13 protein-coding genes are annotated in these 15020 nt (G+C 54.8%); 8 read left to right on the plus strand and 5 right to left on the minus strand.

The window, feature by feature from the left end:
• The first annotated feature begins 113 nt into the window (after positions 1-113).
• The 7 genes from MKZ35_RS10085 (at position 114) to trpS (ending at position 7666) form a co-directional block, all read left to right on the plus strand.
• On the plus strand, positions 114-1952 hold the full coding sequence (locus MKZ35_RS10085) for a glycosyltransferase (RefSeq protein WP_482513164.1): 1839 nt from the start codon (positions 114-116) through the stop codon (positions 1950-1952).
• Positions 1953-2215: 263 nt separating this feature from the next.
• On the plus strand, positions 2216-3043 hold the full coding sequence (locus MKZ35_RS10090) for a DUF4198 domain-containing protein (RefSeq protein WP_482513166.1): 828 nt from the start codon (positions 2216-2218) through the stop codon (positions 3041-3043).
• Between the two features lie 233 nt (positions 3044-3276).
• On the plus strand, positions 3277-3651 hold the full coding sequence (locus MKZ35_RS10095) for an STAS domain-containing protein (protein WP_084446661.1): 375 nt from the start codon (positions 3277-3279) through the stop codon (positions 3649-3651).
• A gap of 181 nt (positions 3652-3832) precedes the next feature.
• Positions 3833-4744: a ribonuclease Z gene (locus tag MKZ35_RS10100; protein WP_482513168.1), complete on the plus strand. Its 912-nt coding sequence runs from the start codon at positions 3833-3835 to the stop codon at positions 4742-4744.
• Between the two features lie 180 nt (positions 4745-4924).
• Positions 4925-5671, plus strand: coding sequence for a queuosine precursor transporter (locus tag MKZ35_RS10105; protein WP_482513170.1), 747 nt, complete (start codon positions 4925-4927; stop codon positions 5669-5671).
• 353 nt (positions 5672-6024) lie between these two features.
• Positions 6025-6393, plus strand: a complete 369-nt coding sequence (locus MKZ35_RS10110) for a P-loop NTPase family protein (RefSeq protein ID WP_482513172.1) — start codon at positions 6025-6027, stop codon at positions 6391-6393.
• A gap of 298 nt (positions 6394-6691) precedes the next feature.
• Positions 6692-7666, plus strand: coding sequence for a tryptophan--tRNA ligase (gene trpS / locus MKZ35_RS10115; RefSeq protein ID WP_482513174.1), 975 nt, complete (start codon positions 6692-6694; stop codon positions 7664-7666).
• 183 nt (positions 7667-7849) lie between these two features.
• Here trpS and MKZ35_RS10120 read toward each other — a convergent pair whose 3' ends face one another.
• The gene (locus tag MKZ35_RS10120; RefSeq protein ID WP_482513175.1) at positions 7850-8638 is read right to left on the minus strand and encodes a hypothetical protein; all 789 of its coding nucleotides are present in this window, start codon (positions 8636-8638) and stop codon (positions 7850-7852) included.
• Between the two features lie 112 nt (positions 8639-8750).
• Positions 8751-9893, minus strand: a complete 1143-nt coding sequence (locus MKZ35_RS10125; RefSeq protein ID WP_482513177.1) for a CaiB/BaiF CoA transferase family protein — start codon at positions 9891-9893, stop codon at positions 8751-8753.
• A gap of 355 nt (positions 9894-10248) precedes the next feature.
• On the opposite strand from MKZ35_RS10125, the gene MKZ35_RS10130 reads away from it, so the two are divergent.
• The gene (locus MKZ35_RS10130; protein WP_482514730.1) at positions 10249-11844 is read left to right on the plus strand and encodes a DEAD/DEAH box helicase; all 1596 of its coding nucleotides are present in this window, start codon (positions 10249-10251) and stop codon (positions 11842-11844) included.
• 821 nt (positions 11845-12665) lie between these two features.
• On the opposite strand, the gene menA is transcribed toward MKZ35_RS10130, so the two are convergent.
• The 3 genes from menA to MKZ35_RS10145 form a co-directional block, all read right to left on the minus strand.
• Positions 12666-13631 carry a 1,4-dihydroxy-2-naphthoate octaprenyltransferase gene (menA, locus tag MKZ35_RS10135; RefSeq protein ID WP_482513179.1) on the minus strand — a complete coding sequence of 322 codons (966 nt, stop codon included), beginning with the start codon at positions 13629-13631 and terminating at the stop codon, positions 12666-12668.
• 53 nt (positions 13632-13684) lie between these two features.
• Positions 13685-14191 carry a glutathione peroxidase gene (locus MKZ35_RS10140; RefSeq protein WP_482513181.1) on the minus strand — a complete coding sequence of 169 codons (507 nt, stop codon included), beginning with the start codon at positions 14189-14191 and terminating at the stop codon, positions 13685-13687.
• Positions 14192-14425: 234 nt separating this feature from the next.
• The gene (locus tag MKZ35_RS10145; RefSeq protein WP_482513183.1) at positions 14426-15007 is read right to left on the minus strand and encodes an LOG family protein; all 582 of its coding nucleotides are present in this window, start codon (positions 15005-15007) and stop codon (positions 14426-14428) included.
• Between the last annotated feature and the right edge of the window lie 13 nt (positions 15008-15020).

The raw sequence follows: 15020 nt of genomic DNA on the forward strand, positions 1-15020 counted from the left end.
CGCAGGGTTGAAGCGGCAGTACACTGCGAGCCACTGCGTCTTTTCACTGCGGAACACTGCGAGAAATCCGTCAGGCCGTCTATCTTGCCAGCCCTACCAAAACCTCCTGCCATATGCAACCGCCCGCCTCCGCCCCCGAAATCATTGCTCCCGATGCCCTGCTCGTTGAAGTTGCCTGGGAAGTCTGCAATCAGGTGGGGGGCATTTATACCGTTATTCGCTCCAAAGTGCCCGCCACGGTGCAGGGCTGGGGCGACCGTTACTGCTTATTAGGGCCCTATTTTCCCCAGCAGGCCCAGGGCGAGTTTGAGCCTATTGAAGATCATGAGCTAACCCTCCTCACTGATCCTTTTGCCGGGGCTGTGCGTCAAATGCGCCTGATGGGCTACGACGTGCAGTACGGTACCTGGCTCGTAACGGGCCGGCCGCGGGTGGTGCTCATCAACCCCTTTCAGGTGTACGACCGCCTGGGCAGCATCAAAGCTGACTTGTGGCACCATCACGGCATCCCCACGCCCGACCACGACGACCTGCTGCATCAGGTAGAAGCCTTCGGGCATCTGGCCACCATTTTCCTGCAAATTCTGACTGCCGAAGTGGTGCCGCCCCAGCGTATAGTAGCCCATTTTCATGAGTGGATGACGGGCGTAGCTATTCCGGTGTTGCGCCGCGAGCAGGTGCCCGTGCACATCGTGTTTACCACGCACGCCACGCTGCTGGGCCGCTATCTGGCCATGAACGACCCCGACTTCTACGACCACCTCATGCAGGTCGATTGGGAAGCAGAATGTCGCAATTTCAACATCGAAACGGCCGTGCGGGTGGAGCGCGCTGCTGCCCACGGTGCCCACGTGTTCACCACCGTGAGTGAGTTGACGGTGCGCGAGTGTATTTATTTATTAGATAGGATTCCGGACGCGGTATTGCCCAACGGCCTCAACATTGAGCGCTTCGTGGCCCTGCACGAGTTCCAGAATCTGCACCAGCAGTACAAGGCCAAAATCCATGACTTTGTGATGGCGCACTTTTTCCAGAGCTACGCCTTCGATCTGGATAATACGCTGTACATGTTTACCTCGGGCCGCTATGAGTATCATAACAAAGGCTTTGATATAACCCTGGAAGCGTTGGCGCGCCTGAATTACCGCTTGCAGCAAAGCGGCATGGAAGGCCAGGTAGTGATGTTTTTTATTACCAAGCGGCCCTTTACCAGCATTAACCCGCTGGTGCTCCAGAGCCGGGCAGTGCTGGATGAAGTACGCGAAACCTGCGCGGCCATCGAGCGGCAGGTAGGCGAACGACTCGTGTATGCCGCTGCCGCTAGCACTGACCATCGCCTGCCCAACCTCTCGGATATGGTGGACGACTACTGGCGCCTGCGCTACCGCCGCACGCTGCAAAGCTGGAAAACCACGCAATTACCTTCAGTTATCACCCACAACCTACTAGACGACGCGAAGGATGATATCCTGAATTTTCTGCGGCGCTCTAACCTAATTAACAACCAGCACGACCGCGTAAAAATCGTGTACCACCCCGATTTTATCTCGCCGTCCTCGCCTTTATTTGGCATGGAATACGGGCAGTTTGTGCGCGGCTGCCACTTGGGTATTTTCCCGTCATATTATGAGCCTTGGGGCTATACGCCGCTGGAGTGCGTGGCCCGTGGCGTACCAGCTATTACCAGCGACTTATCTGGCTTCGGCGACTACGTGATGCAGAACGTGCCCGACCACGAAGACAAAGGTATTTATGTGGTGCAGCGCCAGGAAAAAAGCTTCGACGAAGCCGCCGAGGAACTCACCAATATGCTCTGGAATTTTGTGCTTTTAAATCGGCGCGAGCGAATTATGCAACGCAATAAAGTGGAGAGCTCGTCGGAGTTATTCGACTGGAAAAATCTGCGCCAGTATTACGACCGCGCCTATTCGCTGGCCCTGGAACGGATATAACACCAACGAAGTAAAGGACAGCGCAGCTAAGCTCTAGCTTGGTGAGTTGTCACGGTCTTTGTTTGTAGCGCGAACTACAGGCAGGCAAGGCCAAGCATTCACTTCGCGTATCGTTAACGACTCGCCGGAGGGCATTTTGCCAGCGTTGTTCAACTAAGCAACGATACGCGAAGCAAAAGCTTGGCCTTGTCTGCCTGCGGTTCGCGCTACTGCCATTCAACGACTACAATGACTTCCCAGGTCGGAGTTTAGATTATTTCCACATGAGATTCAAGCTCTTACTCCTCTTATTCGCAGCCACCGCCGCCTCTGCCCTGGCCCATGAGTTCTGGCTGTTGCCACCGCGTTTTTTTATAGCAGCGGGCAGCAAGCAGAATCTCCACGTTTTTGTGGGCGAGGATTTCAAGGGGGAACGATGGGCCGGCAAAAGCTTACGCCTCACGCGCCTGGTGCATTACACTGCCACCGATTCGGCCGACCTTACTGCCGCCGCTACCCGCGCCGACACGCTGCAAACCACTATTGCTTTTCCGAAGCCTGGCTTGCAGTTAGTAGCGCTTAGTACTACTAATGCGTTCATTGAGCTGGCGGGCGACAAATTCACTGCTTATTTACAGGAAGATGGCCTGGAGAATGTCTTAGCGCTGCGCCGTCAGCGGGGCGAGACCAACAAGCCCGGCCGCGAAGCCTATCGGCGCTGTGCCAAAACGCTGCTGCTGGCTGGCCCGGTCGCCACCCGCGACAGTACGTTTGCCCGCCCCATCGGACAGCCGCTGGAGCTGATTCCAGAGCAAAATCCCTACTCGCTAAAAGCCGGGGCGGCCCTTACCGTGCGCGTGCTGTACGAGGGCAAGCCACTGCCCCGAGCGCTGGTGCAGGTCTGGCAACGTGGAGCCCCTGGCCAAAAAATTACCCGTCGCACCAAATTATATACTAACCAAAGTGGTCGGGTGCTGTTTCAATTGTCGGCATCAGGTAGCTATATGGTCAGCACTGTGTACATGGTGCCCGCCACCGACCGCAAAACGGCCGATTGGCAAAGCACTTGGGCTACCCTTACCTTTGGATTTGCCCCCCAGAAAGGCTTTTAAAATCTGGGATTAGTACTTAAATTTAATCAGTATTTTTCCTAGTTTAGTATCCGTTTTTAAAAGTAGAGATGATAACATTGGATACTTATTCCGCTTACCTACGCCCAATTAATTCATTCTCTTGTCTTATTTTTGTCACTGCGCGAGTATTCCTTATCCGGGACTCGTCGATTTCACGCGAACTGATTTTTTGCTACCTTCGCAATTCCCATTAACCCGTCCCTAACGTCCGTATGAAGTACTCCATCGATAAAAAGGAAACCTACACCATCATCACCATTGATGAGAAGAAGCTGGACACCACGGTGGCCCCGGACCTAAAATCGGAGTTTGTCAAGCTGAACGCGGAAGGCATCAATAACCTCATCCTGGATTTGGGCAACGTGAAGTACACTGATTCTTCCGGCCTTAGCTCTATCCTGATTGCCAACCGTTTGTGCAACTCTACCGGCGGTTTGCTGGTGCTCACCGGCCTGCAAGACCATGTGATGAAGCTTATCACCATCAGCAAGCTTGAGTCCGTGTTGCATATCCTGCCCACCGTTGAAGAAGGCATTGACCGCGTATTTCTGCACGCTATCGAGCGCGACTTGACCAGTAAAGAATAGGCTTTTTAGGTATCCGCTGTTGGTTGTCTGTTGTCAGTTTATTGAAGCTGGCACCGGGCAACCAATTTTTTTATGGCCCAATGAGTGAATAGGTAAATGAGTGAATGAGTGAGTATTCTGACTTAATTACAGAACGATAACCCATTCGCTTATTCGCTCATTCACTCATTCACCTTTATACATGGAGTTTGAGCTAAAAATCCTGGGTAGCGCTTCGGCCACGCCTTTTCTCAACCGGCACCACACAGCCCAGGTACTCTCCGTCGACGCGAATTCCTACCTTATTGATTGCGGCGAAGGCACTCAACGACGCCTGATGGAATACAAAGTGCGCCACCAGCGACTGGGGGCCATTTTTATCTCTCACCTCCACGGCGACCACTTTTTCGGGCTGTTTGGGCTGCTCTCCACCATGCACCTGCACGGTCGCACCGAGCCGCTGCTGCTCTTCGGTCCCGCCGGCCTCGACGATATTCTCAGCACACAGTTTCGCTACTCGCACACCCAGCTCTCATTTGAGCTAACCTTTACCGCCGTCGACACCACGCAACACGCGCTGGTGTATGAGGATAAGTACCTGACTGTGCACAGTTTGCCCATGCGGCACCGCATTCCGTGTTGTGGCTACTTGTTTCGGGAGCACCCCAAGCGCCGCCACCTGGATAAAACCCGCCTTCCGCCCAACCTCCTGCCAACTCAGCTCAGCCGCTTGGCTCAGGGCGAAGACATACTAGATGATGCCGGCAATATATTAGTTGCCAATGCCGACGTGACTACTGCCCCTTCGCCGTCGCGCAGCTATGCCTACTGCGCCGATACGCTCTACACTCCTGCCCTAGCCGACCTGGTGCGCGATGTGGACCTGCTGTATCACGAGGCTACTTTTCTGGATGATATGCGCGAGCGGGCCACGCTCACCCATCATTCTACGGCGCGGCAAGCGGCACATCTGGCGCGTCGTGCCAATGCTCACCGCCTGCTCATTGGTCATTTCTCTTCCCGCTACCGCGAACTGGAGCCTTTATTAAACGAGGCAAAAGCAGTATTTGAGTGGGTAGAGCTTGCGACCGAAGGCAAAATTGTGAGCTTGTAAGAACGTGCTGCCTGCTTTCACAAGAACATCATGCTCCATCGGGCGTCCGCTTGTTGAAGCATCTCTCCCGCTTCGTTGAGTTTACTAATCCTTCGTCAGCACGTGAGATGCTTTGTGACCGGACGCCCAATGGAGCATGACGTTCTTGTGATTACTGCATACCGCCTATCAACCACCTTTATGACTGCTTTCGCGCGCAAAAAACAACAGCTTTACCTCGTGCTCAGCGGCATTTTTGTAGTAAATGCACTGCTGGCAGAAATTATTGGTGTTAAGATTTTCTCGGTAGATGCCCTGATGGGGCTACCCGGCAACCTGACGGCCGGTGTACTTATCTGGCCGGTGGTGTTCGTGACCACTGATATTATCAATGAGTACTTCGGCAAGGAAGGCGTCCTACGCATCAGCTACCTCACCGTGGGCCTGATACTGTATTCCTTCGTGGTCATTCTGGCCACCACGCATTTGCCCCCCGCCGCCTTCTGGCTCGACGTCAACAAGATAGATTCGGAAGGGCGGCCGTTCAACATCGATTTTGCTTACCAGAGCATATTCCGTCAGGGCCTGGGCATCATTGCTGGTTCTATCACCGCTTTTTTAGTTGGGCAGGTGCTCGACGCGACGGTATTTCAGCTGATTCGGCGCCTGACGGGCGGGCGCTACGTGTGGCTGCGCGCCACCGGCTCCACGCTTATCTCCCAGCTCGTGGATAGCTTCGTAGTTCTTTTTGTGGCCTTTTACTTATTCGGCAACTGGACTTTTGACCAAGTGTTAAGCGTGGCCAACACTAATTACTGGTATAAATTCGCGGCGGCTATTCTGCTGACACCGGTTATCTATTTGGCTCACTTTCTGATTGACCGCTACCTCGGCCGCGAAGAAACTGTGGAGTTGCAACAAGAAGCGGCGGCCGATGTAAGTGTGTAGCTTCGTCTTTCGTCTTTCGTCGGGTCCGTTTTTTAAAGACTATACCGCTTTATGGGGTGTTCTCAGGAAACGGAAAATAGAGCACGTTAAGCAAATTCGAGTAACCGAATGTAATAGCATTCTTGAGGTGATAGCGCAGGGAGTTAATTCTGACCTACTTCCGAAAAAAAATCTCTTAAAATAACATGCCTTGTTAGACATTTCCCGGAATAAGGACGGTTTTTTAGCTTCTAAGGTTAGTCCTCGATTTTAGCACTTTGCGGGTTAGGCGCCTCTTAATCCTTGTTCATCAAGTAATGTCGCACGCATCTTTGCAGCTTGAATAGCAGCAAAAATTTCTTCCTAAATCAGCTATGAAACTGCACTTATTTGGTGCTTCGGGTAGCGGTACCACTACCCTAGGGCAAGCACTAAGTGTGACACTGGATTGGCCTTATTTTGACACAGACGACTATTTCTGGCTGCCGACCGAGCCGCCCTATATAGAGCGCCGTTTATCCAGTGAGCGCAACAGCCAGCTAGTGACCGACCTAGCTTCGCACCAAAACGCGATGGTAGGCGGGTCTATTGGGGGCTGGGGGGACGAGTGGTTTGCCGCGTTCGACTTGGTGGTGTTTCTGTGGCTTCCCCCGCCCTCCGCTTGCAGCGGCTACGAGAGCGGGAGAAAGGACGTTATGGCACAGATAATCCTACGCAAGCCGCTCGCACAGCGGCTTTCTTGACCTGGGCGGCTGGCTATGATGACAACTCTACTGGGGGGACACGTACCATCGCAAACCATACCGCCTGGCTAACACGTTTTACCTGTCCAGTGCTGGAATTGCGTGGTGACCTCACCGTGACTCAACGCCTAGAAGCAGTAGAAAAGGCGATAACTTCTCTCCAAGAATAATGCATTGCGTACCAAGTAAGTCTTTGACATACTTGAACTTCGCTTCTCAAGCCTTAACGTGCTATATTTTCCGTTTTCTGAGAGCGCTCCTTTATAAGATAATTGACTACCAACACGAAAAACGAACTATGTCCCGAATTCTCACCGGCATCCAAAGCACCGGCCGCCCTCACCTTGGCAACTTACTGGGGGCCATTTTGCCCGCTATAGAGCTGTCGAAAAGCGCCCAGAACGACTCGCTGTATTTCATTGCTGATCTGCACTCGCTCACCACCGTGCGCGACGCGCAACTGCTGCGGCAGAACACCTACGCTGTAGCGGCGGCGTGGCTGGCCTGCGGCTTCGACACGGAGAAAAACTTGTTTTACCGCCAGTCTGATGTGCCCCAGGTTACGGAGCTGACGTGGTATCTGAGTTGTTTTACGCCGTATCCGATGCTGGCTAATGCGCACTCCTTCAAGGACAAATCGGACCGGCTGGCGGATGTGAATGCGGGCCTGTTCACCTACCCGGTGCTCATGGCGGCGGATATTCTGCTCTACGACGCCGACATCGTACCCGTGGGCAAAGACCAGATTCAGCACCTGGAAATCGCGCGCGATATTGCCGCCACGTTCAATAGTCGCTACGGCGAGACGTTCGTGCTGCCGCAGGCCCGCGTCGATCAGCAACTGATGACGATTCCGGGCACCGACGGGCAGAAAATGAGCAAGAGCTACGGCAACATTATCGACGTATTCGCCCCCGAAAAAGAGCTGCTCAAAACCATCAAAACTATCGTCACCGATAGCCGCGGACTTGACGACCCAAAAGACCCGGAAAACGACACGATTTTCAAGCTGTACTCGCTGCTTGCTACCTCCGCCGATACCAACATAATGCGCGCGAAATATCTGGCCGGCGGCTACGGCTACGGCCACGCCAAACAGGCGTTATTCGAGCTGATTATGCAGCGTTTTGCTACCGAGCGCGAGCAGTTTACTTTCTACATGCAAAACCTGCCCGAGCTTGATGCCCGTTTGGCCGAAGGCGCCCGCAAGGCGCAGGCCTACGGCCGGGAAGTGCTGAATCGGGTACGTGAAAAAGTCGGGTACTCTATCTGAATCGTGGATTGTGCCGATTAGTCGGATTCCGCGGATTTTGGTGACGATTATTCTCTACTAAATACGTCGCTTCTAATGAGTAAAAAAGCCCCCCAGAACCATTCTGGGGGGCTTTTTTATTAAGTATACATCGTTACCAAAATCCGCGGAATCCGACTAATCGGCACAATCCGCGGTTCAGATTTACTCTAGGTGATGTTGCCCACTGTAAAAGCTAAAGCCAAGTTTGCTGCCGCGGCTTACCTGCTGATTTTCAATTTTCTGCTTCACCGTAATCTTCTGGATTTCCTGGAGCGGCGGCGCAATCAAATCGTTGTTTACGGCGGCAATCATGGCGCTTTCCACGAACAATTTCAGCGCGTCGTGCGTGAGCATGTTATCGGCCATATTTATGTCGGGTAATTCTAGCTCTTTCACGCCTTCAATGAAGTAGTGATTCTCAATATTGATGAGCAGCCGACCCACGAGGTAACCGGGGTCATTGAGGCGCTGATATTTGATGCTGTCGGCCATGAAATTATAGGCCATGATATGCCCGAAAAAGCGGCGCCGAAAATCCTCTTCCACATACTTGGTCGGCATAGGGCCGTAATCGTCGGGGAAGGTGATGATATTGGAATGCATCACGAACATGAGCAGGTCGCCGGAAAAGCGAATGTGGAACTCCATTTCGTTGATTGGCCGGTACTCAATGACTACCGTAGAGTCGACGGAGGTGATGCGTCTACTCAGTTCCAGTGTCAGCTCCAGAGATACCCGACGCAGCAAATCAAAGGCGGCGCTGGTATTCCGAAAAATGGCCTGCTTGGCCGTAGCTTTTTGCTTTAGTCCTTCCGAAATAAGTGCCAAGCGCTCCGTAGCAACCTCAGCCGTAATTACTTCGGCGGCGGCCATTGCTTCTTCGTGTACATGGGCCGATTTAGCGGCATTCTTAGGTTCAGAAACCGGTTTTTTTGGAGTTCTTTTGGCCATAATATGTAATGGATAATACAGACAACTTCCGGGCTTGAAGGCCGTGAGCTGGCCTAAGAAGTTACGCGGTTGAGCTTGTTAGGTTAGAGAACCAAAGCTGTGCCAGTCCGCCTTATCCCACATCGTGTTGCCCAGGTTCAGGGGCCAACAACTCGTTTTCCAGTTGATGCTGACCCAGTTGCGGCGGGCCTGCAAGCGCTGGTGCCGGCGCCCAGGTATTGCTTTGGAAAGCTACTGTGCGCAGGCCCGAATGCGAAAAATCAGCGGTGGGGGGCAAAATCATTCGCTCCGCCGACTTATGTGTCAGCGCTTCACCCACCGTGCGCACTGCCCCAGCGGGTACTCCTTGTTGCTCCAGTGTTTGTAGCAGCTCTTCGCCGCTTACCTCTCCAATACGCTGATGTAACAGCTCTTCCAGCGCCGCCCGGTTGGTTACGCGCAGGGCATTTGTTTGAAAGCGTGCATCTGTTGCCCACTCCGACCGGGCCAGGGCGGCGCATAGCAACCCAAACTGCCGGTCGCTGCCCACAGCCAGCACCAGATAACGGCCGTCGGCAGCGCGGTACACCGTGCCGTAGGGTACTATGCTCGGATGCCCTGATCCTAAAGGCTTTGGGTCGTGGCCAGTAACGAGCCAGGTCGCGGCCTGATTGGCTAAGGAAGCCAACGCGCTGTCGAGCAATGACACTTGCACCCACGCGCCGCGGCCAGTGTGCGTGCGCTGGTAAAGCGCGGTGAGCAAGCCTTCTTTGAGCTGATGCGCAGCCAATAGATCTATGAGGGCTACAGGCATTTTCAGGGGCTCGTGGCCGGGTGGAGCGTTCAGGTACATGAATCCGGCTTCGGCCTGTAGCACCGCGTCGTAGCCCGCGCGGTTGGTAGCGGAACCGTAGCCGGTGAGATGACCGTAGATAAGGCGCGGGTTCAGAGCCGAAAGGGTAGCGTAATCGGCGCCCAGCTTTTCAGCGTCGCCCGGCTTGTAGCTGGCCAGCACGATGTCGGCGCGGGCAGCGAGGGTACGAATAGCGTCTTGGCCGTAGGCCGTAGCCAGGTCGAGCACGATGGACTTTTTGCCCCAGTTAGAAGCAGAAAAATATGCTGATACATCCGTTTCGGATGTTTCGGCGGCGGTTTTCCAGGTGCGGGTTATGTCGCCGGCCGGGGCTTCTACTTTTAGGACCGTGGCTCCCAGCTCGGCGAAGAACTGGCCAACCTGTGGGCCCGCCAGTACGGAGGCCAGCTCCAGGATATACAAGCCAGCGAACGGCTGGGGGGCTTTTTTGGGGAAAGCGGCATTATTTGGGCAGAGTTACAAAAACTCAAACGATATTTCCCGCAGAGTTACGCAGAGGAAAAGCGCAGAGGTGCGCAGTGTTCAGTCATCAGCACTCAGCGAACCTCCACGCTTACCTCTGCGCACCTCTGCGGGAACCCAACATTGGTCTTACCTCCCTGGCACGACCGCGCTTCAAAATGGCGTATCTTTGCAGTAAAGCAAGCGGTTCGCTGACCAGACGCGCAAGGTCAGCCCTTTATTCACTTCACGTAGCTGTACCTTGAAATTTACCGAGTTTAATCTCCACGACGACCTGCTGGCCGGCGTGGACGCCATGAATTATCTGAACGCCACGCCCATACAGGAGCAGGCAATTCCTAAGATTATTGAAGGTAAAGACCTGATTGCCTGCGCCCAGACGGGCACCGGCAAAACGGCGGCCTACCTCCTCCCCCTCCTCGACCGGATTTCACACGCCAAGCATGGCCACACTTCCACGCTCATTCTGGTGCCCACCCGCGAGCTGGCTACCCAGATTGATGAGCAGATAACAGGCTTTGGCTACTTCGTAGAAGCGAGCAGCATTGCCATTTATGGCGGCGGCAAAAGCGAAGGCTGGGAGCAGCAGAAGCGCGCCCTCACCAGCGGCGCCGACATCATTGTGGCCACGCCCGGCCGCTTGATTGCTCACCTGCAAATGGGCTACGTGAAGTTCGACCAGATCAAGTATTTGGTGCTGGATGAGGCCGATAAGATGATGGACATGGGCTTCTCCGATGACATCCTGAACATCGTGCGCCAGATACCCAAGCAGCGCCAGACGCTGCTGTTCTCGGCCACCATGCCCAACAAAATCCGCGACTTCTCGAAGCAGATCCTCAACGAGCCCGAGGAAATCCGGCTGGCCGTATCCAAGCCCGCCGCTGGCATCGACCAGCAGCTGTACATGGCTTTCGACCGCCAGAAAATCTATATTCTGGAGCACATTCTCAAAACCCAGAATGTGCAGAGTATGGTGCTGTTTACCTCGCAAAAAGCGGCCGTGGGCAACATTGTACGATCCATCAATAAGCTGGGCTACGTGGCCCAGGGCATCAGCTCGGACCGCACCCAAGAAGAGCGCGAGCAGATCATGCGCGACTTTAAGAACAAGCAGTTTCCTATTCTGGTGGCTACCGATGTGCTCAGCCGCGGCATCGACATTGATAATTTGAGCCACGTAGTGAACTACGATATTCCGCGGGCCGCGGAAGATTACGTGCACCGCATCGGCCGCACAGCCCGTGCCGCTACTACCGGCACGGCTATCACCTTCATCGCCGACCAGGATCAGGACCGCGTGCTGAAAATCGAGAAGCTCATTGAGCGGGAACTTGAAAAGAAGACCATCACCGAGGAGCTCGGCCTGGGTCCGGCTCCTGAGTTCGACCCGAAGCGTTTTAGCGGTCTGGGGGGCAAAATTGGCGGTCGTCCGGCCCGTAATGGTCATTCCGGCGGCGGCAGCTCACGCGATGGTGGCGGCCGTGGCCCCCGCCGCGAAGGCCCCCGCGATGGCAGCCGCCCGCCCCGCCGCGACGCTCCCGATGCCAACGACCCAGCCCAGAAAGAGCGTATTGCCAAGGCCAATGCTGCCTTGGCCGCCCTCGACGCGGGTGGTGCCCCTGCCCAGCCCTACCAGCGTCCGCCCCGCGCCCCGCGGCCCGAAGGCGAAGTACGGGAGCCTCGTGCCCCACGCCCACCGCGAGCAGAAGGAGAAGCAACGGATGGTCAAGCGCGTGCACCCCGCGAGCCTCGTGCGGAAGGCGAAGCCAGCGAAGGCCAGAAGCGTCGCAAGCGTGGCGGCCGCAACCGCAGTAATCGCGGCCCGCGACCAGAAGGTGGCAGCGCGGAAGCTACGCAAGCCGCGCCGCCAGTATCCAGCGGTGAATAGGGATTTATTACAGAAATAAAAAAGCCCCCCACCACTGCTGGGGGGCTTTTTTAATGAAAAAATTATGGAATTGTAAGGTGAGCTTTTGATTCACGAATGCGCGGTACGAATACTGAAAAAGACAGTTCTGTTCTATAAAGCAATCTATTGCCAACGGCGTGGTGCTGATGCAGGGTCCACCTATTCTCCAAGCCGGCGCGAACCTGCCGATTCAGACCGGTGCCGAGGTCTTCGGTTTAGGCAATGCGCTCGTCCTACCAGGCCTGGTCGACGCGCACACCCAAATAACATCCTGGTAAGACGGGCTTTTTAGGCGTAAAACATTCTGTGAGATGCTTGTAAACAGCACAGTCAACTGGGGGCGGAGGCGAGCGACTGCTCGGCTAGCGGGTTTTGCACTATTTGTTGAGCTGAAGCTAGGATAAAGAGTGCTTGTACCGGCTAATTTGATGAGATAGTGTATCCTTGCAAGAAGCTCTCCCGTTGATAGACACTTACATACTCTGCTTATGAAACCTACCAAATTAAAAAAGCCGAAGAGCTGAATGATGCAGCTACTGCCACGCGCCAACCTGAAACGCCTCTGGAGGCGCTGTATCGCCGGGTTAAGCAAGCCCAACAGCGTCGTATTCAAAAGCGTAAGCGCATTCACGCTCACTAAGTAGGGCGCGCATTATCAATTCCCTAAAAAGCCCCGGCTACTACCTGAGTAGCCGGGGCTTTTTAGGGAATTACACGTACTCAGAGGACCAAACAAAGGAAAAATGGTGCTAACGCACGCGCATTTGCTGCCGGAAAATAATGCTGCACAGTGACTACTGCTAGAGAAGCTGCCCTATTCCGAACAATAGCACAAACACCAGCGTGCTCAGGGCCATTTGCTTCAGCAACGGATCGAGTTGTTTGGAATCGTGCCGCGCCCATACCTGGCGACCATTAAACCAGAACAGGGGAATGGCAAGCACAAATAGCCATTGCCAGGGCGAATGATAGGTGAGTGCGACATAAATGACGGCGCTGCCCAGGCCTAGCACCAGCAGCAGCCAGTGGTAGCGTCGGGCCGATTTGCCCCCCAGCCGCACGGGTATCGTGATTTTACCAGCCAGCTCGTCGGAGCGCAAGTCGCGGATGTTGTTTACGTTGAGCACAGCCGTAGCAAAGCAACCCAGACTAATGGCGGGCAGCAGGACAGCCAGCGGCAGCGTCTGGGTTTGCAGAAAGTAGGTGCCGCCCACGCCAACCAGCCCAAAAAAGATGAATACCGACACGTCGCCCAGTCCGGCGTAGCCATACGGATTGCTGCCCGCCGTATAGTTAATAGCGGCCCAAATCGCGGCCAGGCCCAGCAACAGAAACGTCAGCAGAATCCACAGGCCGGCTGCACCCAGCGCCACCCACAGCAGCCCCAGCCCTGATACGAAAGCAGCCACGCCAAATATGCCCATCGCCTGTTTCATACGGGTAGGCGTGATGTAACCGGCCTGCACCGCCCGCAGTGGCCCTTCGCGGTGCACGCTATCGGCACCGTTTTGAGAATCGCCGTAGTCGTTGGCGAGGTTGCTCAGAATCTGGAGTAAAACGGTGGTAAGCGCCGCCAGCCCAACGACTGCACCATTAAATTGCCCCCCGCGGCGGCTAAAAAGCCCCCCGTGAGAATACTGGCCAATGCCAGGGGCAGTGTGCGGGGCCGAAAAGCCGACACCCAAGCGCTGATGGGACTTGGGTTTGGAGATGTAGGAGAAGCCGAGGAGGTAGTCATGCGCCAGAAGCGGAAACCAAAGCGTCATGCTAAGGCTGGCAAAGCATGACGTTCTGGAGAAGAAACAAAAGTCCAATCCTTCTATTTCAGAATTGCAGCCACCAGCTCGTCGCTCATGGGCTTTACCTTGGAAGGATAGAAACCAACTACATGGCCTTGCTCATTCACGAGGTATTTGCAAAAGTTCCAGGTGGGCGCGTCGCTGATAGCACCATTCTTTGTTTTATCGGCCAAAAACTGGAAAAGCGGTGCCGTGTCGTCGCCTTTTACCGATACCTTTTCAAACATGGGAAAAGTAACGCCGAAGTTCCGCTCGCAGAAGGTAGCAATCTCCTCGTTGGTGCCGGGCTCCTGACCGCCGAAGTTGTTGGCTGGGAAGCCCAGCACGGTTACTTTATCGCCGTGCTTTTTGTGCAGCTCTTCCAGCTCTTTGTACTGTGGGGTGTAGCCGCACTCCGAGGCCACGTTCACGATGAGGAGCTTCTTGCCTGCAAACTGGCTTAGCTTCACATCTTTACCCTCAATGGTTTTTACGGAGTAGTCGTACACGGTGCTGGCAGCGGCGGTTTCAGGAGCAGTGGTAGTCATGGAGGTGGAAGCAGTTGAGGATTGAGAAGAAGATCCGCAGGAGGCCAAGGCGACCAACAGGATTAGTATAGAAGCTTGCATGGGGGGCTTTTTTGAGACAAAGAATGGCAGACAATGAATCGCACCGCCCAAACCACCAATGTTCTGCCTATGTTTCATTCTGGTACAACCAAGGTAAAAGGGGCAGAAAAGCTAGCTGCTCGATGCGGCGCGCCTGCTTCCCGGCCAACAACGCTAGGTAGTAGGTGGAGTAAGCCATTTCTCAACGGCTATGGGCTGGTAGTTCAGCATTTTATCCAGCAGCACCGATGGCGTTTCATCCTGCAAAAGCTGCGCGCGGTTGTCCTGACGGAGCAGGCCTTCTCCTGCCATCGTATCAAGCAAAGCCAAGAGCTGGTCGTAGTAGCCACCCACGTTGAGCACGGCCACTGGCTTGGGGTGCAGCCCGAGTTGACCCCAGGTCAGCACTTCAAATAGCTCTTCCAACGTGCCATAGCCACCGGGCATAGCCACGAAGCCTTCGGCCAAGTCAGCCATCAGCAGCTTACGCTCGTGCATAGACTTCACGATGTGCAGTTCGGTCAGGCCAAGATGAGCCAGCTCTTTATCGGCCAGAAAATCGGGGATAACCCCGATGGCGCGGCCGCCGTGGCGCAGTACGCTGTCGGCTACGGCACCCATGAGGCCTACCCGACCGCCACCGTACACCAGCGTCATGTCGCGCTCGGCCAGGGTTTGACCCATTACATCCGCCTGCCGGCGGTAGATATCATTATGGCCGGCACTGGAGCCGCAGTAAACTGCTACACTTTTCATAGGAGTAGGAACG

Source organism: Hymenobacter sp. R533113, assembly GCF_056835965.1.

Bases quoted from the DNA above. Each gene is read 5' to 3' on its own strand.
- MKZ35_RS10085 (WP_482513164.1), top strand. From the start codon at position 114: ATGCAACCGCCCGCCTCCGCCCCCGAAATCATTGCTCCCGATGCCCTG.
- MKZ35_RS10090 (WP_482513166.1), top strand. From the start codon at position 2,216: ATGAGATTCAAGCTCTTACTCCTCTTATTCGCAGCCACCGCCGCCTCT.
- MKZ35_RS10095 (WP_084446661.1), top strand. From the start codon at position 3,277: ATGAAGTACTCCATCGATAAAAAGGAAACCTACACCATCATCACCATT.
- MKZ35_RS10100 (WP_482513168.1), top strand. From the start codon at position 3,833: ATGGAGTTTGAGCTAAAAATCCTGGGTAGCGCTTCGGCCACGCCTTTT.
- MKZ35_RS10105 (WP_482513170.1), top strand. From the start codon at position 4,925: ATGACTGCTTTCGCGCGCAAAAAACAACAGCTTTACCTCGTGCTCAGC.
- MKZ35_RS10110 (WP_482513172.1), top strand. From the start codon at position 6,025: ATGAAACTGCACTTATTTGGTGCTTCGGGTAGCGGTACCACTACCCTA.
- trpS (WP_482513174.1), top strand. From the start codon at position 6,692: ATGTCCCGAATTCTCACCGGCATCCAAAGCACCGGCCGCCCTCACCTT.
- MKZ35_RS10120 (WP_482513175.1), bottom strand. From the start codon at position 8,638: ATGGCCAAAAGAACTCCAAAAAAACCGGTTTCTGAACCTAAGAATGCC.
- MKZ35_RS10130 (WP_482514730.1), top strand. From the start codon at position 10,249: ATGAATTATCTGAACGCCACGCCCATACAGGAGCAGGCAATTCCTAAG.
- menA (WP_482513179.1), bottom strand. From the start codon at position 13,631: ATGACGCTTTGGTTTCCGCTTCTGGCGCATGACTACCTCCTCGGCTTC.
- MKZ35_RS10140 (WP_482513181.1), bottom strand. From the start codon at position 14,191: ATGACTACCACTGCTCCTGAAACCGCCGCTGCCAGCACCGTGTACGAC.
- MKZ35_RS10145 (WP_482513183.1), bottom strand. From the start codon at position 15,007: ATGAAAAGTGTAGCAGTTTACTGCGGCTCCAGTGCCGGCCATAATGAT.